A 22,455-nucleotide genomic window follows, 5' to 3' on the forward strand; every position below is an offset into this window, starting at 1 on the left:
GCCGTCGATAAGGGCACCCTCTTGGGGGACCTTTCACGGGCGCGTGATAACACATGGACGCGCCGTCCGTAACCCCGTCCGACGATGCGATCCGAGCTTTCCGTCGGTAAATTCAAGCCGCATGACCGTCGCCCAAGCAGACCTGTCAGCGGAATTCGTGGAAATGCCGGAGGGCCTTCGGATCGACCGTCCGGAGGTGGCCGACGGGGCCGCCCTCTGGCGTATCGCCAAGGACTCCCGAACCCTCGACCTGAACTCCTCCTACAGCTACCTCCTGTGGTGCCGTGACTTCGCCGGCACCTCGGTGGTGGCACGGGACGCCGACGGGCGGCCCGTCGGTTTCGTCACCGCGTACGTGCGCCCCGAGCGTCCGGGGACCCTCCTCGTGTGGCAGGTGGCCGTCGACGCGGCGCACCGCGGCCGCGGACTGGCCGCGCGCCTCCTCGACGGGCTGACCGCGCGCGTGGCGGCCGAGCGCGGACTGTCCGCCGTCGAGACCACCATCACTCCGGGCAACACCGCCTCCGAGCGCCTGTTCACGTCGTACGCACGACGTCATGGCGCCTCCGTCGAGCGCGAGGTGCTGTTCGAGGCGGGGCAGTTCCCCGACGGGCCGCACGACCCCGAAGTGCTCTACCGCATCGGCCCGTTCCCCGGCTGATCCCCCTCCTTCCTCCCCTCCCCCACAAGCTTCGAGGAGCGAATCCCCTTGACCATCACCCAGCCCGACCTGAGCGTCTTCGAGACCCTGGAGTCGGAGGTCCGCAGCTACTGCCGCAACTGGCCCACCGTCTTCGACCGGGCCCGCGGCAGCCGCATGTACGACGAGGACGGGCACGCGTACCTGGACTTCTTCGCCGGTGCCGGGTCGCTGAACTACGGACACAACAACCCCGTGCTCAAACGGGCCCTGATCGACTATCTGGAGCGCGACGGCGTCACCCACGGGCTCGACATGTCGACGGCCGCCAAGCGCGGTTTCCTGGAGGCCTTCCAGAACCTGGTGCTGCGGCCGCGCGACCTGCCGTACAAGGTGATGTTCCCCGGCCCGACCGGCACCAACGCCGTCGAGTCGGCGCTGAAGCTCGCGCGGAAGGTGAAGGGGCGCGAGGCGATCGTGTCGTTCACCAACGCGTTCCACGGGATGTCGCTCGGCTCGCTCGCCGTCACGGGCAACGCCTTCAAGCGGGCGGGCGCCGGCGTCCCGCTGGTGCACGGCACCCCGATGCCGTTCGACAACTACTTCGACGGTCAGGTCCCGGACTTCCTGTGGTTCGAACGGCTCCTGGAGGACCAGGGATCCGGTCTCAACCAGCCCGCCGCGGTGATCGTCGAGACCGTGCAGGGCGAGGGCGGCATCAACGTCGCGCGGCCCGAGTGGCTGCGCGCCCTGGCCGACCTGTGCGCGCGTCGCGACATGCTGCTGATCGTCGACGACATCCAGATGGGCTGCGGGCGGACCGGCGCGTTCTTCTCCTTCGAGGAGGCGGGGATCGTGCCCGACATCGTGACCGTGTCCAAGTCCATCAGCGGGTACGGGCTGCCGATGTCGCTGTGCCTGTTCAAGCCCGAGCTGGACATCTGGGAGCCGGGCGAGCACAACGGCACCTTCCGCGGCAACAACCCGGCGTTCGTCACGGCCACCGCCGCCCTGGAGGCCTACTGGGCCGACGGGTCCGCCATGGAGAAGCAGACCCGCGCCCGCGGCGAGCAGATCGAACAGGCGCTGATCTCCATCACCGAGGAGAACCTCGCCGACGTCAAGGAGTACCGCGGCCGCGGACTCGTCTGGGGCATCGAGTTCCAGGACAAGGCCCGCGCCGCGCGGATCGCCCGTCGCGCCTTCGAACTCGGGCTGCTCGTCGAGACGTCGGGTCCGGAGAGCGAGGTCGTGAAACTGCTGCCGGCCCTGACCATCACCCCCGACGAACTGGACGAGGGCCTGCGCACCCTCGAACGCGCCGTCCGCGAGACCGTCTGAGCCCGCCGCTCCTCCCCCGGAGACCGGCGGGAAAGCGTGAGCAGCGCGAGCGGCACCGGAAGCACGAGAGCACTGGAAGCACGACCGGCACGACTCGCACGAACCGCACGAGAGAGAGGCAGCGCACCACCGTGATAGTCCGTTCGTTCAAGGAACTCGAGGGCACCGACCGGCATGTGAAGGCCGCGTCCGGCACCTGGGAGAGCAAGCGCATCGTCCTCGCCGAGGAGAAGGTCGGCTTCTCCCTGCACGAGACGGTCCTGTACGCGGGCACGGAGACGTCGATGTGGTACGCGAACCACATCGAGGCCGTGCTGTGCGTCGAGGGCGAGGCCGAACTCACCGATCACGAGACCGGCGAGAAGCACTGGATCGCGCCGGGGACGATGTACCTGCTGAACGGTCACGAGCGCCACACCCTGCGCCCCAAGACCGACTTCCGGTGCGTCTGCGTCTTCAACCCGCCCGTCACCGGACGGGAGGACCACGACGAGAACGGCGTCTACCCCCTGCTCACCGAACCCGAGGAGGTGTGACACACCGATGACCACACTCACCGATCCGTACCCCAGCCGCGCCGCCACCGAAGTGGCCGTGCCCCGCCAGGACCCGGTCGTCTGGGGCGCGCCGGACGCACCCGGCCCGATCTCGGTCTCCGACCTGCACTCCTACGAGCGCGACGGCTTCCTCCCCGTCGAGCGGCTCATCGACGAGGACGAGGTCGCCGTCTACCACCAGGAGTTGGAGCGGCTCGTCGCCGACCCGGCGGTCCGCGCCGACGAGCGCTCGATCGTCGAGCCGAGAACGCAGGAGATCCGGTCCGTCTTCGAGGTGCACCGGATCAGCGAGGTCTTCGCCCGTCTCGTGCGCGACGAGCGCGTCGTCGGGCGGGCCCGGCAGATCCTCGGCTCGGACGTCTACGTCCACCAGTCGCGGATCAACGTCAAGCCGGGCTTCGGGGCCAGTGGCTTCTACTGGCACTCGGACTTCGAGACCTGGCACGCGGAGGACGGTCTGCCGAACATGCGGACCGTGTCCGTCTCGATCGCGCTGACCGAGAACCACGACACCAACGGCGGCCTCATGATCATGCCGGGGTCGCACAGGACGTTCCTCGGGTGTGCGGGGTCCACACCGAAGGACAACTACAAGAAGTCGCTCCAGATGCAGGACGCCGGAACCCCCTCCGACGAGGCGCTCACCGGCCTCGCGAGCCGGCACGGCATCAAGCTCTTCACGGGCAGGGCGGGTTCGGCGACCTGGTTCGACTGCAACTGCATGCACGGCTCGGGGGACAACATCACCCCGTTCCCGCGCAGTAACGTCTTCATCGTGTTCAACAGCGTGGAGAACGCCGCGGTGGAGCCGTTCGCGGCGCCCGTGCGCAGGCCGGAGTTCATCGGGGCGCGGGACTTCACGCCGGTGCGATGACCCCTCCGGCGGGGTGAGCGGGAGACCGGCGGCCCCGGGGAGCGCGTGCTCCCCGGGGCCGTCCGCCGTGTCAGCCGGCCAGTACGTCCAGGAGGCGGTCGACGTCGGGGGGCGTGTTGTAGAGGTGGAACGACGCCCGCAGATTGCCCGCGCGGTTGGACACCTCGATGCCGGCCCGGCTCAACTCGCCCTGCCGGTGGCCGAGTCCGGGCACGGAGACGATGGCGGAGCCCGGCGCGGGCAGCGCCTCGTGGTCCAGCGCGGCCAGCCCCGCGCGAAACCGTTCGGCGAGGGCCAGGTCGTGCTCGTGCACGGCGTCCACGCCGAGTTCCTCGATCAGGGCGAGGGAGTGGCGCACCCCGGCATAGGTGAACAGGGCGGGGCTGACGTCGAAGCGGCGGGCGGAGTGGGCGAGTTCCTGCACCGGGCCGTAGCAGGAGTCCCAGGGCCGCTCCGCGGCGACCCAGCCCGCGTTCAGCGGGACGAGCCCGCCGAAGTCCTCGGGCACGACGAGGAAGGCCGCACCGTGCGGGCCCAGCAGCCACTTGAAGGTGGTGCACGCGGTGAAGTCGTAGCCGTCGGCGTCGATGGGCAGCCAGCCCGCCGCCTGGGAGAAGTCGAGGTAGGTGCGCGCCCCGTGGGCGCGGGCCGCCTCGCGCAGCGCGGGCAGGTCGGCGATCCGGCCGTCCGCGGACTGGGCGGCGCTGACCGCGACGAGCGCCGTGCCGGGCCGCACGGACTCGGCGAGCCGCTCCAGCGGTACGGCGCGCACCTTCAGGTCGCCGCGGACGTGGAACGGGTTCAGCACGGAGGTGAAGTCGTCCTCGGCGGTGAGGACTTCGGACCCCGGGGCCAGCCCGGCCGCGACGAGCGCGGTCTGTGCGGCGACGGACGGACCGGCGGCGACCCGGGCGGCCGGGACACCGGCCAGCCGGGCGAAGGAGGCGCGGGCCAGCTCGACGTCCTCGAAGAGGGAGTCGATCGGCCTGCCCTCGGCCCGCAGGGCCACCGCCTCGCGCAGGGCGTCGACGGTACGGGCGGGGAGCAGGCCGGTGCTCGCGGTGTTCAGAAAGGTGTTCTTCGGGGCGAACTCGGCACGGACGAGGGTCTCGAAGGTCTCCATGGGACCACTGTGGGCCCGTACGAGCCCCAAGTCCATTGCGAGGTTTTACGCGGTTTCCCCAAGCAGCGCTTATGCATGGGCCCCGACCTGCGTCTTCCGCAGCCGGGGCCCCTCTCCCGCGCTTCTCAGTTCTGCGGGACGGCGCAGCCGTCCGGGCCACAGGCCTCGGCGTCGCCGGTCTCGTCCTGGATCAGCGTGAGCGCCGGACGCTCGCCCCAGGCCTGGGACAGCGCCTGCGCGAAGACCTCGGCGGGCTGTGCGCCGGAGACCCCGTACGTGCGGTCCAGCACGAAGAAGGGGACGCCGTTCGCGCCCAGCTCGGCGGCCTCGCGCTCGTCGGCGCGGACGTCGTCGGCGTAGGCGGCCGGGTCCGCGAGCACCCCGCGGGCCTCGTCGGCGTCGAGCCCGGCGGCGACGGCCAGCTCCACGAGCCGCTCGTCGTCACCGAAGACGGTCCGCTCCTGAGCGAAGTTGGCCTCGCAGAACAGGCCGATCAGTTCGTCCTGGCGGCCCCGCGCCTTGGCGAGGTGCAGCAGGCGGTGCATGTCGAAGGTGTTGCCGTGGTCCCGGTCCCGGGTGCGGTACGCGAGGCCCTCGGCGGCGGCCTGCGTGCCGAGGTTCTCCTCGCCCGCCTGCGCCTGTGCCTCGCTCATGCCGTACTTCTTGGTGAGCATCGTGATCACGGGCTGGATGTCGCCCTTGGCGCGGCCGGGGTCCAGCTCGAAGGACCGGTGCACGACCTCGACCTCGTCACGGTGCGGGAAGGCGTCGAGCGCCTTCTCGAAACGGGCCTTTCCGACATAGCACCAGGGGCAGGCGATGTCGGACCAGATCTCGACGCGCATTCTTCGGCTCTCTCCAGGTCGTGCGGATACGGGACACCCTCCGGGGACGTCGTTAGGTGAACATTCAAGCGGCTCGGGTCATTCCCCGGCCACCGCGTACCGCAGATACAGGTGGTGATCACCCTCCTCGGGCGGGTTCCCCGGATCGGGGACCCAGCCCAGGCGGGCGTAGAAGGCCTGGGCGCGCAGGTTGTCCACGTGCACGTCGAGGGTCGCCATGCGCTTCCCGTCCGCCTGCCACTCCTCCACGCAGGCCGCGTGCAGCTCCCGCCCGATTCCGGCCCGCCAGCGGTCGGGGTCGACATGGAACTGGAAGAGCTTGACCGTGTCTGCGGGCGCGCCCTCGTCCGTACGGAAGGAGGCGATGGCGACGATCCGGCCCTGCGCGACGGCGCACAGCACATGCCCGTCCGGGCGTGCGATGGAGCCGCGCCAGGCCTCGGTCCAGTCGACGTCGCTCTGCGGGACGCCGTCCGGGTAGTACGTCGAACGGGCCCGGAAGTGCAGGTCGGCGATGGTCCGGGCCTCGGCGGGCAGAGCGGTGCGAATCACCGGCGCGCCGGTCACACGATCACTGATCATGCAACGGAGGACGTCACGGCTCCGGTCACGGTTCCGCGCCGGCTGAACTGCGCCCGGTAGGCGCTGGGGGGGAGGCCGGTCCGCCGGACCACATGGGCGCGCAGCGAGTCGGCGGTGCCCAGGCCGCAGGCCGCGGCGACCCGGTCCATCGGCAGCGTCGTGGTCTCCAGGAGCTCCTTGGCCCGTTCGACGCGCTGGTGGAGCAGCCACTGCAGCGGGCTGACCCCGCTCTCGGCGTGGAACCGGCGGGTGAGGGTGCGCACGCTGACGCCCGCGTGCCGGGCCAGGTCGGTGAGCGTGAGCGGCTTGTCGAGGTTGCGCATGGCCCAGCCCCGGGTGTCGGCGCAGACGTTGCCGCGTTCGGGAGGCAACGGGGTCTGGGTGAACTGGGTCTGGCCGCCGGGCCGCACGGGGGCCACCAGGGCGAGGCGGGCCACCTCGTTGGCCACGGCGGCGCCGTAGTCGGTGCGGATGACGTGCAGGCACAGGTCGATGCCGGCGGCGTAGCCGGAGGACGTGAGGAACGGCCCGTCCTGCACGTACAGCACGTCTCCCCGCAGGTCGACCTGCGGGTAGCGCCGGCGCATCTCCTCCGCGTGGGCCCAGTAGGTGGTGGCCCTGCGGCCCTGGAGCAGGCCCGCCTCGGCGAGCTGGAAGGCGCCGGTGCAGATGGACGCGACGCGCTTGCCGGCGGCGGCCGCCGCGCTGACGGCCGCCACGATCCGCGGGTCCGGCTCGAACGGTGCCCCGGTGCCGGCGACGATCACCGTGTCGGCCTCCCGTACGGCCTCCAGACCGTGCGGGACGTACAGGTCGAGCCCACCGGTCGTGGGCACGGGGCCGGGCTCGGCCGTGCAGACGACCACCTCGTAACCGGGCCGGCCGTCCACTTCGACCTTGTCGAACAGCATCTCCGGCATCGCGAGGTTGAACAGCGCGACGGGCGAGGGGGCGATGACGGTGACGCGATGCGGGGTGAGCCGGTCGGGCATGGCCAGAACCTCCGGACGTATGGCATTCAGGCCACTACTGTACGGCGCCACGGGTCCGCAGCATGGGGACATGCCAACGAACCAGATGTCCCGATCCTCCGAACCGGGCATCGAACAGCGGGAGTCGGGAGCCGGCGGGCCGGCTGCCGCGCTCACGCTCACCGCTTCTCTGCTCGGCTTCGCGCTGACCTGTCTCGACGCGTCCGTGGTGAACGTGGCCCTCCCCACGATCGGCTCCTCGTTCGGCACCGGGATGTCCGGTCAGCAGTGGGTCGTGGACGCCTACACCCTGGCCTTCGCCGCACTGATGCTGTCCACCGGCGCCTTCTCCGACCGGGCCGGGGCGAGCCGGGCGTACGCGCTGGGAACCGCGGTGTTCACGCTCGCCTCGATGGTCTGCGGACTGGCCCCGAACCTGCCGTCCCTCATCGGCGCCCGGGTGGTGCAGGGTGTGGCGGCGGCGGTCGTGCTCCCGGCCTCCCTGGCGCTCGTACGGCAGGCGTACACGGAACCGGCACGGCGGGCCCGCGCGGTGGCCGCCTGGGCCGCGGGCGGTTCGCTGGCGGTGGCGCTCGGCCCGGTGGCGGGCGGCGCGCTGACCACGGCGTGGGGCTGGCGCGGCATCTTCTTCGTCAACCTGCCGGTGGGGGCGGCGATCCTGGTCCTGCTGGTCCGGGCCCCGCGCTCGCGGCCCCGCCCGGCCCCGCTGGACCTGCCGGGCCAGCTCACGGCGGTGGTGGCCCTCGCGGCGCTGGCCTTCGCGGTGATCGAGGGCGGGACGGCGGGCCACGTCGCGCTCGCGGTGGCCGTGGCCGCGGGTGCCGCGTTCCTGTGGATCGAGTCGCGGCAGGCGCATCCGGTGGTGCCGCTCGGCCTGTTCCGCGACCGGACGGTGGCCACGACGGTCGCCGCCGGATCGGCGGTCAGCGTGGCGTTCTACAGCATGGTGTTCGTCTTCTCGCTCTTCTTCCAGCAGGTGCAGCACCACTCGGCGCTGTACTCGGGGCTGCTGTTCCTGCCGATGACGGGCCTGATCGCGGTGACGAACGTGGTGGCGGGCAAGCTCACGGGACGCTACGGGCCCCGGCTGCCGATGCTGGTGGGACAGCCGGTGGCGGTCGCCGGGCTGCTCGCCCTCCTCAGCGTCGACGCCGATACGCCCCCGGTGCTGGTGTCGCTGCTGCTGGTCCCGCTGGCGCTGGGGTGCGCCCTGACCGTGCCGCCGCTCACCACCGCGATGCTGGACGCCGTTCCCGCCGAGCGGGCGGGGCTGGCGGCCGGTGTGCTCAACGCGGCCCGGCAGGTGTCCGGGGGCCTGGGCATCGCGGTGTTCGGCGCGCTGGTCGCCGACGGGTTCGAGGCCGGGATGCGCCTGAGCCTGGCCGCCTCGGCGGCCCTGCTCACGGTGACGTACGTCCTCAGTTTCCGTCTCGCAGGTCGCGCGGCCAGGCGGGCCTGAACTCGATGTGGTCGTAGGTCACCACACATCCCTCCCCCATCGGCGACTGGGTCATGAAACCCACCAGCGCGGCCCCGGTCTCCTTCTCGTCTCCCAGGGTGAACAGGCGGATGAAGGTCCATCGCTCGCCGTCGCGGGAGGCGTGGAAGGCGAAGGCACGGCCGGTGCGGCTCACCCGCAGCCAGACGGAACTGCCCTCCACGGTGAAGGAGTTGGCATCGTCGGAGTGTCCCCGGGTGACGACCGTGCAGACGGTGGGGACGTCCGGGGAGTTCTCCAGGCACAGCTTCGCCCAGGCCCGCTCCCCGACGTGGACGTAGAGCACGCCCGCGTCGAAGGCCGCGCCGAAGCCCACCGTCACGCGGGCGATGAGCTGAAAGTCCCCCTCGGGCGAACCGAGCAGCCTCGGCGCGTCGGAGGCCGGGTCGAGTCCTTCGCCGGTGGGCGGCACGAAGCGGTCCTGCCGGGGGCCGGCCCAGCCGGTGAGGACACCGTCCTCGTAGGACCAGTTCCCGTCGGGGCCGTAGGTACGGAGGGAGAAGGGGAGTTCGGGGAGTGTGACGTCCATGGTCCGAAGTCTCTCAGGTTCCCGGCCGGCCCCTTCGGGAGAAAGGACCGGCCCTTCACGGAACGAACGGCACCGGAACCGGAACCGGGCCGGTGCCGCGGAAACCGGCCGTCATGGCACCGGCCGCCACGGCACGAAACCGGCCGTCACGACACCGGGCCGTCACGACACCGACCGCCACGACGCCGACCGCCACGGCACCGGGCCGTCATGGCACCGGCCCGGCATGAAGCCGCGTCAGCGCTCCAGGCGCCCGTCGTACCGGCGCGGCAGCCCCAGCGGGTTGGCGTCGCGGAGCTCGGGCGGCAGCAGCGCCTCGGGCACTCCCTGGTACGCCACCGGCCGCATCCAGCGTTCGATGGCGGTGCCGCCGACCGAGGTGGACGTCGAGGTCGTCGCCGGGTACGGCCCTCCGTGGTGCTGGGCCGGAGCGACGGCGACGCCGGTCGGCCAGCCGTTCACCAGGACCCGGCCCGCGAGAGAGGTGAGTTCGGCGAGGATCTCCGCACCGCGCCCCTCGCCCGCGGCCTCCTCCGCGGAGAGCTGCACGGTGGCCGTGAGGTTGCCGGGCAGCCGGGAGAGCACCGCGCCCGCCTCGGACTCGTCCTCGTAGCGCGCCACGACCGTGAGCGGCCCGAAGCACTCCTCCAGGAGCAGATCGTGCTCGCCCTCGGCGGCGAGCCTGCTCGCGGGAACGGTCAGGAAGCCGGGGCTCACCGTGTGCTCACCGCCCGCGCCCGGCGTCACCGGGGCCTGGACGTCCGGGAGCCCGGCGCGCTCGGCGACCCCGGCGATGAAGTTGTCGCGCATGCGGTGGTCGAGCAGGACCCCGGAGGCAGTGTCGCTCACGGCGTCGGTCAGGGACTTCAGCAGCCGGTCGCCCGCCGCGCCGGCCGGCGCGAGGACCAGGCCGGGCTTCACACAGAACTGGCCGACGCCCAGGGTCATCGAGCCGGCGAGTCCCGTGCCGATCTCCTCGGCGCGCTCGGCGGCGGCGGCCTCGGTGACGACGACGGGGTTGAGGGAGCCCAGCTCGCCGTGGAACGGGATCGGCACCGGCCGCGCGGCGGCCGCGTCGAACAGCGCGCGCCCGCCCCGGACGGAGCCGGTGAACCCGGCGGCCGTGACCAGCGGATGGCGGACCAGTTCGACACCGGCCTCGAAGCCGTGCACGAGGCCGACGACACCCTCGGGGATGCCGTGCCCGGCGGCCGCGCGGCGCAGGACGGCCGCGACCAGTTCGGAGAGCGCCGGGTGGTCGGGGTGGGCCTTGACGACGACCGGGCAGCCCGCCGCCAGCGCGCTCGCCGTGTCGCCGCCGGCCACCGAGAAGGCGAACGGGAAGTTCGAGGCGGAGTACACGGCGACGACACCCAGCGGCACCTTGTAGCGGCGCAGGTCCGGGATCGGCGGGGTCGCGGTGGCGTCCGGGTGGTCGATCACGACGTCGAGGAAGGCGCCCTCGTCGACGATTCCGGCGAAAGCGCGCAACTGGTAGCAGGTCCGGGCGAGTTCACCCGTGAGCCGGACCGGACCGAGCGCGGTCTCCGCGTCGGCGGCCTCGACGAGCAGATCCCTGGCGGCTTCGAGCTGGTCAGCGGCGGAGCGCAGGAACGCGGCGCGCACGGCGCGGTCGGCCAGCGCGGGGCGCGCGTCGTGCGCGGCGCGGACGGCCTCGTCCACCTCTTGGCCTGTGGCCTCCACCGCAACCTGTTCCCGCTGCTTCCCGGTACGGGGGTCGACACTCCAGACTGGTGCTGCTGCCACCGCGGGTCCCTTCCGATGTGATGCCACAGTTCTCGCCGAAGTTCTTGTGTCACTCACCAGGGGTGTTCGATATGCTGAACGCTGTCTCTGATGATGAACTTCTGGTCGGAGACTATTTCCGTCCAACGAAGGGGTCAAGGGCGATGCCGGCAGGCGAGACAGGTGGCGGGGCGCAGGTCAAGTCCGCGGTGCGGACCGTTGAATTGCTGGAGTACTTCGCCGGCCGGCCCGGAATGCATTCCCTCGCCGCGGTCCAGGAGGCCGTCGGATATCCCAAGTCGAGCCTGTACATGCTGCTGCGCACGCTCGTGGAGCTCGGCTGGGTCGAGACGGACGCGACGGGCACGCGGTACGGCATCGGCGTACGGGCCCTGCTGGTCGGCACCTCGTACATCGACGGCGACGAGGTGGTCGCCGCGGCGCGCCCCACCCTCGACCGCCTCTCGGACGACACCACCGAGACGATCCACCTCGCCCGCCTGGACGGCACGAACGTCGTCTATCTCGCCACCCGGCAGTCACAGCACTATCTGCGCCCCTTCACCCGCGTCGGCCGCCGGCTCCCCGCCCACTCCACCTCGCTCGGCAAGGCGCTGCTGGCCACGTACAGCGACGAGCAGGTCCGCAAGATGCTGCCGGAGACGCTTCCCGCGCTGACCGAGCACACGATCACCGACCGGGAGAAGCTCATCGAGGAGCTGCGCCAGGTGCGGGAGCAGGGCTTCGCGGTGGACCGTGAGGAGAACACGCTGGGGCTGCGCTGCTTCGGTGTGGCGATCCCGTACCGCACGCCCGCACGTGACGCGATCAGCTGCTCGGTGCCCGTGGCCCGGCTCACCCCCGCGCACGAGCAGATGGTCAAGGACGCCCTGTTCGACGCCCGTGACCGGCTCACCCTGGCCACCCGCAGGCTCTGAGAAGGCGGGCGGCCGGCCCGGCGGCCCCATGAGGAACCGATGAGAAAACCGGGCGGACGGGAACGATTCACCCCTGATCGCTCGTCCTTCTGGTCGGAATGAACAAGACGATCAGGCGTGCCGCCGTCTTCACGCTGCTGCTCGTGCTCTCCCTGCTGGTCAGGGCGACCTGGGTGCAGTTCTACGACGGTCGGGCACTCGCGGACGACAAGGAAAACCGACGGAACGCGATCGCGCTGTACGCGAACCCGCTCGGGAACATCATCGTGGCCGGCGACGCGATCACCGGCTCCGCGCAGACGACAGGGAGCGACCTCAAGTACAAGCGGACGTACAAGGACGGCAGCCTGTACGCGGCGGTCACCGGCTACAGCTCGCAGGTCTACGGGGCGACCCAGCTCGAGGGCATCTACCAGAAGCTTCTCGACGGCTCGGACATCCAGCTCAAGAACCCGCTGGACACGCTCACGAACAAGCGCGCCGACCCCGGTGACGTGGTCACGACGATCGATCCGGACGTCCAGAAGGCCGCCTACAACGCGCTCGGGAACAACAAGGGCGCGGCCGTCGCCATCGACCCGAAGACCGGCAAGATCCTCGCGGTCGCCTCGACACCGTCGTACGACCCGACGACGATCAGCACCGGGAACAACAGCGTCTGGAAGAAGCTGACGACCGACCCCGACAAGCCGCTGGTCAACCGCGCGCTGCGGCAGCCGCTGCCGCCGGGTTCGACCTTCAAGCTGGTCGTGGCCGCCGCCGCGCTGGAGGACGGGCTCTACGGGGACGTGGACGCCAAGACGGACAGCCCGGACCCGTACACCCTGCCCGGCACGACGACCCTCCTGAAGAACGAGAACGCGTCCGCTCCCTGCGAGAACGCCTCGATCCGGGTCGCGCTCCAGTACTCCTGCAACAACGTCTTCGGCAAGATGGCGGTCGACCTGGGCCAGGACAAGGTCCGGGCCATGGCGGAGAAGTTCGGCTTCAACGACACGCAGCAGGACGTGCCGGTGCGCGCGTACACCAGCGTGTACCCCAAGGACATGAACCCGTCGTCCACGGCGCTGACCGGCATCGGCCAGTACGACGTCACCGCGACGCCGCTCCAGATGGCCATGGTGTCCGCCGCCATCGCCAACGACGGCAAGCTGGTCTCGCCGCACATGGTGTCGCAGACCAGCGACGCCGACGGCAATGTGCTGAGGAACTACGACGACAGCGTGGACACCGACGAGATCGTCAGCTCGGACACCGCCCGGCAGCTCCGGTCGGCGATGCAGACGGTCGTCGAGGACGGCACGGGCACGAACGCCCTGATCCCCGGCGCCACCGTGGGCGGCAAGACCGGTACGGCCCAGCACGGCGAGAAGAACAGCAAGACGCCGTACGCCTGGTTCACGTCGTTCGCGAAGTCCGACTCGAACGGCAAGGAGGTCGCCGTCGCGGTCATGGTCGAGCAGTCGGACGCGGCGCGCTCCGAGGTCAGCGGCAACGGACTGGCGGCGCCGGTCGCCAAGGCGATGATGCGGGCCGCGCTGAAGAGCTGAGGCGCGCCCGGCCCGTACGCGAGGCGGCCCCGCACCCCGACGGACGGGGTGCGGGGCCGTTCGCACGGGGGCTCCGTCGTACGGACCGGCCGCTCCGGGCACCGGCGCCGTCGCGGCCGGTCCCCTCAGAAGCCGGTTCCCGCGTGCGGGCCGGTCACTTCACGCCGAGGAGTTGCTCCACCGGGTCGATCGCGAAGTACACCAGGAACAGGGCCGAGACCGCCCACAGCAGCCAGTTGACCTCCTTCGCCTTGCCCACCACCGTCTTGATGACGACGTAGGCGAGGAATCCGGCGCCGATGCCGTCGGTGATGGAGTACGTGAACGGCATCACGGCGATGGTCAGGAACGCCGGGATCGCGATCTCGTACTGGTCCCAGTCGATGTGCTTGACGTGGGTCATCATCAGGAACCCGACCGCGATCAGCGCGGGCGCCGCGGCCTGGAGCGGGACGATGGTCAGCAGCGGGGTGAGGAAGAGCGCGAGACCGAAGAGGCCGCCGGTGACCAGGTTGGCGAAGCCGGTGCGGGCGCCCTCGCCGACGCCGGCCGCGGACTCGATGTAGGCGGTGTTGGAGGAGGCGGAGCCGAGACCGCCCGCGACGGCGGCGGCGCCGTCGATGAACAGGACCCGGCCGATGCCCGGCACCTGCCCCTGCTCGTCGAGCAGCCCGGCCTCGGCGCTGATCCCGACGATGGTTCCCATGGCGTCGAAGAAGTCCGACAGGACCAGCGTGAAGATCAGCAGGACCGCGGTGAGGACACCGGCCTCGGCGAAGCCGCCGAACAGGCTGAAGTGACCGATGAGCCCGAAGTCCGGGCTGTCGACGATCTTGTCCGGGACCTTGGGGGTGGTCAGGCCCCAGCTCTTGATGTCGGCGACGGCGTTGATGACGATCGCCACGACCGTCATGGTGACGATGCTGATGAGGATCGCGCCCTTCACCCTGCGGGCGATCAGCGCGATGGTCAGCAGGACACCGAGACAGAAGACGAGGACGGGCCAGCCTGTGAGGCGGCCCACGGCACCGAGCTGCACGGGGACGGTGGTGTTCGCGACGTCCGGGATGCGGCTGACGAACCCGGCGTCCACGAAGCCGATGAAGGCGATGAACAGGCCGATGCCGACGCCGATGGCCTGCTTGAGCTGCTGCGGAATGGCGTTCATGATCGCCTTCCGGAGGCCGGTGAGCACCAGGACGCAGATCAGGACGCCTTCGAGGACGACCAGGCCCATCGCGTCGTCCCAGCTCATCAGCGGGGCGAGCTGGAAGGCGACGACGGCGTTGAGGCCGAGGCCCGCGGCGATGGCGAGCGGGAGGTTGCCGCCGATGCCCATGATCACGGTCATCACGCACGCCACCAGCGCGGTGGCGGTGACCAGTTGACCCGTGTCGAGCGTGTGCCCGAACTTGTCCTTGGCGCTGCCGAGGATGATGGGATTCAGCACGAGGATGTACGCCATGGTGAAGAACGTGGCGAACCCGCCGCGTATCTCCCGGCCGACGGTGGAGCCTCTCGCGGATATCTTGAAGAACCCGTCGACCCCTCTTGCCGTCGGTGGTGCGGCACTTGGCCGGTTGTCGACCTTCTGCGCTTCGGACATGGCGTTACTCCTCGTTGCCTGCGGGCCCGGTGTGCGGATGCTGGCTGGATTGTTCCCCCGATCAACCCGTTTCAGGTTTTCCCCGTGTTACGGAATGGGGTTCGGCCCGCCAGGCACTGTTCCGGGGCCCGGACGACCGGCTGCTACGCTCACGCGTCCCGCTCCGCCGGAACTCCCCTGCCCCACACCGGAATCACGGATCCGCACCCGCCGCGCCCGCACCGGTGCGGCAGCCGAAGCGAGGGAGGTGTCCCGTGAGCACGCTCGTCGACGACGCCGCCGCCGCGGAGTTCCACGCCTTCTTCGAACGTCACTACGCCGAACTGGCGCGGCTGGCGCATCTGTTGACGGGTGAGGCGGACGCCGCCGACGATCTGGCCGCGGACGCGCTGCTCGCGCTGTGGCACCGCTGGGACCGGGTGCGCGCGGCGGACCGTCCGACGGCGTACGCGCGGGGGGTGGTCGCCAACCTCGCCCGCACCCGGATCCGGGCCGCGGTGCGCGAGCGCCGACGCATGACGCTCTTCTGGTCGCAGCGCGAGGACAGGACCGAGAACCCGGACGTGCCCGGCACGGTCGACGTCCAGGAGGCGCTGCGCCGGCTGCCGTTCCGCAAACGCGCCTGTGTCGTGCTGCGGCACGCCTTCGACCTGTCGGAGAAGGACACCGCACTCGCCCTCGGCGTGTCCGTGGGTACGGTGAAGAGCCAGACGTCCAAGGGCATGGCGGAACTGAAGCGGCTGCTCGGCACGGACGAGGCGGCCGTACGAATGCACGCGGGGGCGCTGCCCGCGGGCGGGGCCGGAGGTCGGGACCGGTGAGGGAGTCGCGGGAGGTGCACGACGAGCTGCGCGTCCGGCTGCGCGAGGCGGCCGGGTCCCACGAGCCGGACCGCGCCCGGATCCTGGCCCGCGTCGAGCGTGGCATGGCGGGCCCCGGTGGGCGGCCGCAGCGGCGCACGGCACGCCCGCCGCTGCCCGGCTGGGTGCGCGTCCTGGGCGCCACGGCGGCGGTCGCGGGCGTCCTGGCGGTCGGGGGGTACGTGGTCGCCTCGGCGGTGCGGGACGACGGCCCGGCTCCGCGGACCGTGGCCGTCCCACCGGCGACCGACCCCTCGCCGGACCCGACCGGAGGGGTGGTGGTCACGCCCGGACCCGGACCACGTACCGGGACACCGGAAACGTCGGACGGACCGCGCCCCTCCCCCTCCGACATCCCCGCGGCGACCGGGGCCGCCACCCCGGCTGGGACGCCCGCCGGGGACGCCGCGGACGGCCCGTTGCGGTCGGACGGCTCGGTCGACCCGCACAGCGACGACTTCTGGGCGCAGAGCGATGTCAGCCTGAGGACCACGAAGCGACTCACCTCGCTGGCGGTCACGTTGAAGGTCGGGCAGACCGGCGGGGTGAGGGAGGCGGGTGCCTGGCTCTCGCTGCCCGGGGGCGACTTCACCACCAAGGTCGCCGAGCGGGACGGCTTCCTCGTCTACACCTGGACCCTCAGGCCCGGCCGCACGGTCTGGCCGGGCACCTGGGTGTTCGCCGGCCAGTACGGCCACGACCGCGGCGTCCGGGACGCGAAGGGCGACGGCTACACGGTGACGGCGACCGCGGCGGACGGCGAACGGGCCTCCGTGGCCGGGGACTTCACGGCCCCGAGCGCGGGCGGCGGAGGTCCGTAGCGACGCGTCGGCCCGGGCCCTCCCGCCGACAGGCGAACGCCCCCGACGGTGAGGACCGGCGGGGGCGTTCGCCCATGGGGGGGAAGGCGTCAGCTCACGAAGTACGTGGGGTTCGGGAGCTTGTAGGTCTTGTCGGCGTAGCCGCCTTCGAGGTCCGAGTACTGGTCGCCGAAGTTGGCGACGATGTCGTACCCGAGGGACTCGATGTGCTTGCGGGTTCCGGCCTTGTACTGCACGGTCGTGCAGTTCCAGGCGGCGGCGGTGGCGCAGTCGCCCAGGTAGGCGGGCGGGTTGGCCGCGTCCTTGAGGAACATGTGCGCGGCGTCGAGGTTGACGTCGACGCCTATCTTCTTCAGGTTGTCGACCGCGGAGACGCGCTGCGACTCCTTCAGGCCGGAGTTGTAGAACACCTCGACGCCCTTGGAAGCGGCGTACTTGACGAGTTCCGGGCTGCCGAAGACGGCCGGGCGGTCCGCCTGGGCGACGTACGCGGCCCAGGAGGCCGAGTTGTAGGTGTAGTTGGTCTTCTTCTCGTAGTCGAGGGACAGCAGCAGCGTGTCGTCGATGTCGAAGACGACCGCGGCCTTCTCGTGCCGGTGGTGGGCCTTGCGGGCCGCCTGGTCGATGTACCGCTTGGCGGAGGCGTCGAGGCGGGCCAGGTCCTTGGCGTACGGGCTGTCGGGGGACGCCTGGTAGACACCGTTGCTGTCGGCGGTGGTGCCGTAGTAGGTGTCGATGTCCTTGACGAGGACGCCGATGTTGTAAGGCTCGTGCGTCGAGTTCGCCGTCGACTGACCGGCGGTGGCGACACCGGTGCCGTACAGGGCGGCACCGGCGACGGCACAGGTCGCGGCGACGGCCGCGATGCGGAGTGGCTTATGCATGACAGGTTTTCTACGCGCGTAACGTCCGTGGGCGCGAGGTCTTTTGCCGGATCGATACATACTTTTCGGCCGACTTGGGCCTCGCGCCGGACGATTCGGGCCCCCTCCGCATGGAGAGGGATCACGGACACCAGTCGCCGAGATAGGCGGCACGGGTGTGCTGCCCGGCCTCCGCGTCCGTGAGCTGGGGACGGTTCTCCGGGACGGTGATCAGCGCGCCGGGGCCCGTGTTGCGGTACTCGGCGAAGCGCTGGCTCTGCCACGGGTGGGCGGCGGACATGTTCGCGTAGGGCGCGACCGCGTCGACACCGGCGTCCAGGCGGGTGTCGCGGACGGTCAGCATCGGGCGGGCGGTGGGGTCCGAGCCGGGCACCCAGGGGCGGGCCAGCTTGTAGTACGCGTCCGGCGCGGCGCTGCTGATCCCGCAGCGGGTGACCAGGTATCCGCGCGGGTCGGCGACGGCCGTGGACGGCGCGAAGACGAAGCCGTACGGGGCGCCGGCCAGGTCCGTGCGGCCCAGGGTGCGGAAGTGACAGCGCTCGAAGACCGCCGTCGCCCGCCCGAAGACGAAGTCCACGTCCCCCTCGACGTAACAGTCCCGGTAGTACTGCCGGGCGAAGGTGCCGAGCGCGATCGTGTCGGCGTACAGGGTGTCCTGGTGACCGAGGAAGCGGCACCGGTGGAACGCCGACCGGTCGCCCTGCACCTTGATCGCCACGGCCTGGGTGCCGGTGATCCCGGGGTGGTCGGCGCGCAGCCAGTCGTTGGCGAAGGTCACCGCGCGGGCGGTGAACCCGTCGGTGCGCACGGTGGTCGTCGCCGACCCGGTGGTGCCGTAGGTGCCCGAACCGTCTGGCCTGGGCGTGCCGTTGGCGTTGTCGTACACGACGACGACATCACGCGGGTCGCCGGAGGCGCCGATCCAGGTCATCTCGGATCCGGCGGCGCCGGGCAGGCCGGTCGCCGGGTCGATCGCTCCGACCGAGACCGTCTCGCGGTACACGCCGGGAGCGATGACCAGGGTGAATCCGGCGGCGGTCGCGGCCGTCACGGCCCCCTGCACGGTGGTGTGGTCGCCGAGGCCGCCGGGGTGGACGTACAGCGTCCTCGCGTCGCGCCGCGCGGACGGCGAACCGTGGCGCCCGAACGGTGTCCGGCCGGTGGCACGGGCGGTGGCGCGGGCGGGGCCCGCGAGCACGGGAGCCATTGCGGCTCCGGTGCCCGCGGCGATGAACGCCCTTCTGCCGAGGGGCAGTCCGGTCATGGTCAGCAGATCCTTCCGGCGCCCGCGCGGTGGTCGACGATGCCGGGAACGGCCCTCGGCGCGTCGACCTTCGTCCGCAGGACCGGTGTCCAGCCGGCACCGGACTGGAGCGTCTCCGCCGGGATCTCCGCGTTGTGCACGGCGATCAGGTCGGTGCGTACGCCGTTGACGTAGTTGTCGGCCGCGGTCAGCGGTGCCTCCTTCCACTTCTTGAGGATCAGCCCGGCGCCGACCGAGTCCGGCAGCGTGAACGCGTTGTGCTCGGCGACGAGTTGGGACTCCATGCCGATGCCGTAGCTGTAGCCGTAGGTGGAATCGGCCACGAAGTGGTTGTTGTAGGAGTCCACTTGCCCGAAGCGCACGCGCGGGGCGCGCTCGACGAGGCCGGTGAACAGGTTGTGGTGGAGGGTGACCTTCAGATGGCCCCGGTCCACGGCGGCGGTCGCCGCGCTGTCGCTGTTGCCGATCAGGATGGTCTTGTCGTGGTCGGCGAAGACGTTCCAGGAGGCGGTCACGTAGTCGGCGCCCTTGACGATGTCGAGTTCGCCGTCGTGCTGTTCGTAGATCCGGCCGTAGTAGGTCGGCAGCGAACTGTCCGGGTGGTCGCCGTCGGTGAACGTGTCGTGGTCGAGCCAGACGTGCGTGGCGCCGTAGACGACGGCGCTGTCGTACTCGGAGTTCCAGTTGCCGGTGTCGCCGTCGGTGGGGTCCCACTGCGGGAAGCAGTCGAGGGGGCTCTCGAAGGTGAGGTTGCGGACGATGACGTTGTCGACGTCCTTGATCTGGAGGCTCGCGCCCGTGAAGCCCGCGTCCGCTCCGAGGCCGATGATGGTGGTGTTGGCGGGGACGTACGCCTTGATGGCGGTGTCCTGGTTCGCGGCGGAGGCGGCCCGCAGGTCCTCCTGCTCGCCACTGACCACCTGGTCGTAGCCCCACACCGCCGGGTCGTAGTCGGCGAGGTACCGGTCGAAGTCGTAGCCGGGGGCGGCGAAGGAGTCGCAGCCGGAGGCGTTGGCGTCGATCGTGCCCCTGACCTTGATGATCTTCGGTGCGCTGCCGCCCGCGGCGAGCGCGGCCTTGAACTCCGCCCAGGTCGTGACCGTGCTGACCCGAGCGGGGGCGGCGGCCGAGCCACCGGTGGTGCCGGTCCCGTCGGACGCCCAGCCGTCGCCCGCGGCGAGCGTCTGCCGGCCGAGGTCGCGCGGGCGGGCCTCGGCGGTGGTGCCGGTGACGGCGAGCACCAGAGCGGTGCAGCCGATCAGCGCGGCGGCTCTCCGCACGGTGACCGCGCGCCAGCCTGTGCCATGATCATGCCATTCTTGTGTACGCATGGTGCGACTCCCTTTCCTTCGGGTTCGGCGATTCAGGCGGTGGGCCAGGTGATCCAGGACTCGGGTATCGCGGCGCCGAGACGGCGTACGTCCCGGGGCGTGAGCACGCGGCGGTGCAGCAGCGCGCCCGCGACGAGACGGGCCACGGCGATGGCGCCGGGCGGGTTGAAGTGCGTGTTGTCCTGCTCGGTCGCGGTCCAGTTGAAGTACCGCTTCGTCTCCTCGACGCCGAGCCTCTGCCACAGCGCGATGGACAGGGCCTGGATGTCGAGGAGCGCCACACGCTCGGCCGTGGCGAGCGCGCGCGTCGACGCCGGGTAGTCGCCGTGCGTCGGCACCGCGTCGCCGTCCGCGTCGAACTTCCTGCGCTCCACCGGGGTCGCGAGCACGGGTTGGGCGCCCCGGGACCGCGCCCCGTCGAGGTACTGCCGCAGGCAGTCCTGGAACGTCGTCCACGGCTCGGTGTAGCGCGTCGGGTCGGCGGTCTTCTCGTCGTTGTGCCCGAACTGGACGAGCAGGAGGTCGCCGGGCCGGATGACGTCGAGGATCGCGGCGAGTCGCCCTTCGTCGATGAAGCTCTTCGAACTGCGGCCGTTCACCGCGTGGTTGGCGACCGTGACGTCCTCGCGGAGGAAGAACGGGAGAGCCATGCCCCATCCGGTCTCGGGCGCGGCGTCGGCGTACTTCTGGGCGGCGGTGGAGTCGCCGGCGATGTGGAGGGTGCGCGGCCCGCGGTGCGGGGCGGCGAGCGCCGGGCCCGCCGCGGCGACGGCGAGCGGTAAGGCGGCCACGGCCGCCGAGGTGACCTGTCTGCGCGTGAGGGACACGGGCGTGTGCCTTTCGACAGAGGTTTCCGTGGGGGTTCGATCGGTGTTGGGCTGAAGTCCGGCCGGGGATCCGGCCGAGGTCCGGCCAGGGGTTCGGCGGGTCCGGCTGAAGTCCGGCCGGGGGCGACCGAAGTCCGACCGAGGATTCGGCCGAGGTCCGGCCGGGGGTCCGGCGGGTCCGGCCAGGGGTCCGGCCGGGAATTCGGCGGTACGACCGGGCGACGGGACCCCGGGGTGGCCGTGGCGCGACGGGCGCCACGGCCGGGTCCCGCGGGCGCGTCGGACTAGTGGTGGGCCTTCCAGTCGGCCTGCGCCGTGTTGAGCTGGTCGGCCAGCGTGTCCAGGAAGTCCTTCACGCTCATCTTGCCGAGCAGCACCTTCTGGAAGCCGGGCTCGTTGTCGGCCTTGGAGATGGTGTTCCAGTCGGGCAGGTAGTAAGGAAGCTGCACGATCTTGGTGCCGGCGCCGTTCAGCGCCTCGGCGGCCAGTTTGGTCGGCTCGGCCTGCTGGATCCAGGCGTCCTCGGCGGCGTCGGTGTTCGCCGGCACTTGGCCCGCCGACTCGTTGAACTTGGAGTTCTCCTCCGCCGAGACGGCGAACTCGATGAACTTCCAAGCGGCCGCCTTGTTCTTGCCCGACTTGAACAGGCTCAGCCCGTCGACCGGGTTGGAGATCTGCACCCGTGTGCCGTCGTCCAGGGTGGGATTCGGGATGCCGCGGAACTTGCCGGCGCCCAGCGCCTTCACGTGGTCCTGGTAGGAGCCGAGGTTGTGGCTCAGCATGCCGATGGTGCCGCTGTCCCACTGCGCGACCATCTTGGTGAAGTCGTTGTTGACGTCGGCGGACGGGGTGGCCTTCTTGTAGAGGGCGACGTACTTCTCCAGGGCCGCCACGTTCTTCGGGTCGTTGACGGTGGTCTTGTCGCCGTTCCAGAACGAGGTGATGCCGCTCTGGCCGTACGCCGCGTCCAGCGCCGGGGCGATGGAGCCCTCGCCGCCGCGGATGGTGAAGCCGAACTTGTTCTTGCCCTTGTCCGTGAGCTTCGCGGCGGCGTCGTAGAACGCCGACCAGGAGGTCGGCGCGTCCAGGCCCGCCGACTTGAACAGGTCGGTGCGGTACCAGAGCGTGCCGTTGTTGGCGGAGGTCGGCACCTGGTAGAGCGTGTCGCCGCCGCTCGCGGACCGGCTGACGCCGAGCAGGTTCTGGCTCAGCTTTCCGTTCAGCGCGCTCTTCTCGATCCGGCTGTCCAGGGGCTCCAGGGCTCCCTGGACGGCGACCTCGGCGAGCATGGCGGTGCCCACGCCTCCGACGTCGGGCAGGCCGCCGCCCTGGATGGCGGTGTCGTACTTGGACTGCGCGCTCGCCGCCGGGATGCCGACGTAGTTGACCTTGATGTCCGGGTACTTCTTCTCGAAGTCGGCGATGATCTGCTTCCAGATGTCGGTGCGGACACCGCCGTTGTTGTCCCAGAAGGTGATCTCGCCCTTGCCGGAGCCCTCGGTGCCCTTGTCGCCCGCGCTGCCGCTGCCGTCGTCACCACAGGCGGTGACGGTCAGCGCGAGCACGGATCCGAGGGCGACGGCCACGGCTGCACGCCGGGCACCCGGCACGCGGGTCCTTCTCGGACCGGTCGCCAGTGGGCCGTTC

At 71.1% G+C, this 22,455-nt stretch carries 21 protein-coding genes; 9 read left to right on the plus strand and 12 right to left on the minus strand.

Features of this window, described 5'->3' with window-relative positions:
- Positions 1-121 precede the first annotated feature (121 nt).
- The 4 genes from ectA (at position 122) to thpD (ending at position 3,412) form a co-directional block, all read left to right on the plus strand.
- Entirely contained in the window at positions 122-661 is a 540-nt protein-coding gene (gene ectA / locus ACIQ7M_RS11220) for a diaminobutyrate acetyltransferase (protein ID WP_403642404.1), read from the plus strand.
- A gap of 48 nt (positions 662-709) precedes the next feature.
- Complete coding sequence (gene ectB / locus ACIQ7M_RS11225) at positions 710-1,981, plus strand: diaminobutyrate--2-oxoglutarate transaminase (protein ID WP_403642407.1); 1,272 nt, start codon at positions 710-712, stop codon at positions 1,979-1,981.
- Between the two features lie 131 nt (positions 1,982-2,112).
- A complete protein-coding gene (locus tag ACIQ7M_RS11230; RefSeq protein ID WP_403642410.1) occupies positions 2,113-2,517 on the plus strand; it encodes an ectoine synthase in 405 nt (134 codons plus the stop codon).
- Between the two features lie 7 nt (positions 2,518-2,524).
- On the plus strand, positions 2,525-3,412 hold the full coding sequence (gene thpD / locus ACIQ7M_RS11235; RefSeq protein WP_355775728.1) for an ectoine hydroxylase: 888 nt from the start codon (positions 2,525-2,527) through the stop codon (positions 3,410-3,412).
- Positions 3,413-3,482: 70 nt separating this feature from the next.
- Here thpD and ACIQ7M_RS11240 read toward each other — a convergent pair whose 3' ends face one another.
- The 4 genes from ACIQ7M_RS11240 to ACIQ7M_RS11255 all read right to left on the minus strand — a co-directional run bounded on the left by ACIQ7M_RS11240 (position 3,483) and on the right by ACIQ7M_RS11255 (position 6,954).
- Complete coding sequence (locus ACIQ7M_RS11240; RefSeq protein ID WP_403642414.1) at positions 3,483-4,535, minus strand: aminotransferase class V-fold PLP-dependent enzyme; 1,053 nt, start codon at positions 4,533-4,535, stop codon at positions 3,483-3,485.
- A 125-nt stretch (positions 4,536-4,660) separates the two neighbouring features.
- Positions 4,661-5,380, minus strand: a complete 720-nt coding sequence (locus ACIQ7M_RS11245; protein ID WP_403642417.1) for a DsbA family oxidoreductase — start codon at positions 5,378-5,380, stop codon at positions 4,661-4,663.
- 78 nt (positions 5,381-5,458) lie between these two features.
- The gene (locus ACIQ7M_RS11250; RefSeq protein WP_403642420.1) at positions 5,459-5,962 is read right to left on the minus strand and encodes a GNAT family N-acetyltransferase; all 504 of its coding nucleotides are present in this window, start codon (positions 5,960-5,962) and stop codon (positions 5,459-5,461) included.
- A complete protein-coding gene (locus ACIQ7M_RS11255) occupies positions 5,959-6,954 on the minus strand; it encodes a helix-turn-helix domain-containing protein (RefSeq protein ID WP_355773550.1) in 996 nt (331 codons plus the stop codon). Before ACIQ7M_RS11255 ends, ACIQ7M_RS11250 begins: the two co-directional genes overlap by 4 nt.
- 70 nt (positions 6,955-7,024) lie before the next feature.
- Between ACIQ7M_RS11255 and ACIQ7M_RS11260 the strand changes: the two genes are divergently transcribed.
- Positions 7,025-8,413 carry an MFS transporter gene (locus ACIQ7M_RS11260; protein WP_403642424.1) on the plus strand — a complete coding sequence of 463 codons (1,389 nt, stop codon included), beginning with the start codon at positions 7,025-7,027 and terminating at the stop codon, positions 8,411-8,413.
- Here the strand turns inward: ACIQ7M_RS11260 and ACIQ7M_RS11265 are convergent.
- Both ACIQ7M_RS11265 and ACIQ7M_RS11270 read right to left on the minus strand, forming a co-directional pair.
- Positions 8,373-8,981: a DUF1349 domain-containing protein gene (locus tag ACIQ7M_RS11265; protein ID WP_355773545.1), complete on the minus strand. Its 609-nt coding sequence runs from the start codon at positions 8,979-8,981 to the stop codon at positions 8,373-8,375. The two genes, ACIQ7M_RS11260 and ACIQ7M_RS11265, sit on opposite strands and share 41 nt — an antisense overlap.
- Before the next feature lie 237 nt (positions 8,982-9,218).
- Positions 9,219-10,748, minus strand: a complete 1,530-nt coding sequence (locus ACIQ7M_RS11270; protein WP_386988965.1) for an aldehyde dehydrogenase (NADP(+)) — start codon at positions 10,746-10,748, stop codon at positions 9,219-9,221.
- Between the two features lie 143 nt (positions 10,749-10,891).
- Here ACIQ7M_RS11270 and ACIQ7M_RS11275 point away from each other — a divergent pair, with 143 nt between their 5' ends.
- Entirely contained in the window at positions 10,892-11,665 is a 774-nt protein-coding gene (locus ACIQ7M_RS11275; RefSeq protein ID WP_355773541.1) for an IclR family transcriptional regulator, read from the plus strand.
- A gap of 98 nt (positions 11,666-11,763) precedes the next feature.
- On the plus strand, positions 11,764-13,215 hold the full coding sequence (locus tag ACIQ7M_RS11280; protein ID WP_386988961.1) for a peptidoglycan D,D-transpeptidase FtsI family protein: 1,452 nt from the start codon (positions 11,764-11,766) through the stop codon (positions 13,213-13,215).
- Between the two features lie 154 nt (positions 13,216-13,369).
- Here ACIQ7M_RS11280 and ACIQ7M_RS11285 read toward each other — a convergent pair whose 3' ends face one another.
- Entirely contained in the window at positions 13,370-14,821 is a 1,452-nt protein-coding gene (locus ACIQ7M_RS11285) for an NCS2 family permease (protein ID WP_355774564.1), read from the minus strand.
- 254 nt (positions 14,822-15,075) lie between these two features.
- On the opposite strand from ACIQ7M_RS11285, the gene ACIQ7M_RS11290 reads away from it, so the two are divergent.
- Complete coding sequence (locus ACIQ7M_RS11290) at positions 15,076-15,642, plus strand: SigE family RNA polymerase sigma factor (RefSeq protein WP_403642430.1); 567 nt, start codon at positions 15,076-15,078, stop codon at positions 15,640-15,642.
- The gene (locus ACIQ7M_RS11295; RefSeq protein WP_403642433.1) at positions 15,639-16,502 is read left to right on the plus strand and encodes an anti-sigma factor; all 864 of its coding nucleotides are present in this window, start codon (positions 15,639-15,641) and stop codon (positions 16,500-16,502) included. The genes ACIQ7M_RS11290 and ACIQ7M_RS11295 overlap by 4 nt, the downstream gene beginning before the upstream one ends.
- An 89-nt stretch (positions 16,503-16,591) precedes the next feature.
- Here ACIQ7M_RS11295 and ACIQ7M_RS11300 read toward each other — a convergent pair whose 3' ends face one another.
- The 5 genes from ACIQ7M_RS11300 to ACIQ7M_RS11320 form a co-directional block, all read right to left on the minus strand.
- The gene (locus tag ACIQ7M_RS11300) at positions 16,592-17,386 is read right to left on the minus strand and encodes an HAD family acid phosphatase (protein ID WP_355774555.1); all 795 of its coding nucleotides are present in this window, start codon (positions 17,384-17,386) and stop codon (positions 16,592-16,594) included.
- Positions 17,387-17,507: 121 nt separating this feature from the next.
- Positions 17,508-18,650 (minus strand): pectinesterase family protein, encoded by a 1,143-nt coding sequence (locus ACIQ7M_RS11305; RefSeq protein ID WP_403642437.1) that lies wholly within the window; start codon positions 18,648-18,650, stop codon positions 17,508-17,510.
- A 2-nt stretch (positions 18,651-18,652) separates the two neighbouring features.
- Positions 18,653-19,981 (minus strand): polysaccharide lyase family 1 protein, encoded by a 1,329-nt coding sequence (locus tag ACIQ7M_RS11310; RefSeq protein ID WP_403642440.1) that lies wholly within the window; start codon positions 19,979-19,981, stop codon positions 18,653-18,655.
- A 32-nt stretch (positions 19,982-20,013) separates the two neighbouring features.
- Complete coding sequence (locus ACIQ7M_RS11315) at positions 20,014-20,808, minus strand: rhamnogalacturonan acetylesterase (RefSeq protein WP_403642443.1); 795 nt, start codon at positions 20,806-20,808, stop codon at positions 20,014-20,016.
- A 284-nt stretch (positions 20,809-21,092) separates the two neighbouring features.
- Positions 21,093-22,418 carry an ABC transporter substrate-binding protein gene (locus tag ACIQ7M_RS11320; protein ID WP_403642446.1) on the minus strand — a complete coding sequence of 442 codons (1,326 nt, stop codon included), beginning with the start codon at positions 22,416-22,418 and terminating at the stop codon, positions 21,093-21,095.
- Positions 22,419-22,455 lie beyond the last annotated feature (37 nt).

It is taken from the genome of Streptomyces sp. NPDC096324, from assembly GCF_044763015.1.
In the GTDB taxonomy this organism is placed as follows: Bacteria; Actinomycetota; Actinomycetes; order Streptomycetales; family Streptomycetaceae; genus Streptomyces.

Bases quoted from the DNA above. Each gene is read 5' to 3' on its own strand.
- ACIQ7M_RS11275 (WP_355773541.1), top strand. From the start codon at position 10,892: ATGCCGGCAGGCGAGACAGGTGGCGGGGCGCAGGTCAAGTCCGCGGTG.
- ACIQ7M_RS11260 (WP_403642424.1), top strand. From the start codon at position 7,025: ATGCCAACGAACCAGATGTCCCGATCCTCCGAACCGGGCATCGAACAG.
- thpD (WP_355775728.1), top strand. From the start codon at position 2,525: ATGACCACACTCACCGATCCGTACCCCAGCCGCGCCGCCACCGAAGTG.
- ACIQ7M_RS11305 (WP_403642437.1), bottom strand. From the start codon at position 18,650: ATGACCGGACTGCCCCTCGGCAGAAGGGCGTTCATCGCCGCGGGCACC.
- ACIQ7M_RS11310 (WP_403642440.1), bottom strand. From the start codon at position 19,981: ATGCGTACACAAGAATGGCATGATCATGGCACAGGCTGGCGCGCGGTC.
- ACIQ7M_RS11265 (WP_355773545.1), bottom strand. From the start codon at position 8,981: ATGGACGTCACACTCCCCGAACTCCCCTTCTCCCTCCGTACCTACGGC.
- ACIQ7M_RS11240 (WP_403642414.1), bottom strand. From the start codon at position 4,535: ATGGAGACCTTCGAGACCCTCGTCCGTGCCGAGTTCGCCCCGAAGAAC.
- ACIQ7M_RS11285 (WP_355774564.1), bottom strand. From the start codon at position 14,821: ATGTCCGAAGCGCAGAAGGTCGACAACCGGCCAAGTGCCGCACCACCG.
- ACIQ7M_RS11255 (WP_355773550.1), bottom strand. From the start codon at position 6,954: ATGCCCGACCGGCTCACCCCGCATCGCGTCACCGTCATCGCCCCCTCG.
- ACIQ7M_RS11280 (WP_386988961.1), top strand. From the start codon at position 11,764: ATGAACAAGACGATCAGGCGTGCCGCCGTCTTCACGCTGCTGCTCGTG.
- ectA (WP_403642404.1), top strand. From the start codon at position 122: ATGACCGTCGCCCAAGCAGACCTGTCAGCGGAATTCGTGGAAATGCCG.
- ACIQ7M_RS11300 (WP_355774555.1), bottom strand. From the start codon at position 17,386: ATGCATAAGCCACTCCGCATCGCGGCCGTCGCCGCGACCTGTGCCGTC.
- ACIQ7M_RS11245 (WP_403642417.1), bottom strand. From the start codon at position 5,380: ATGCGCGTCGAGATCTGGTCCGACATCGCCTGCCCCTGGTGCTATGTC.
- ACIQ7M_RS11250 (WP_403642420.1), bottom strand. From the start codon at position 5,962: ATGATCAGTGATCGTGTGACCGGCGCGCCGGTGATTCGCACCGCTCTG.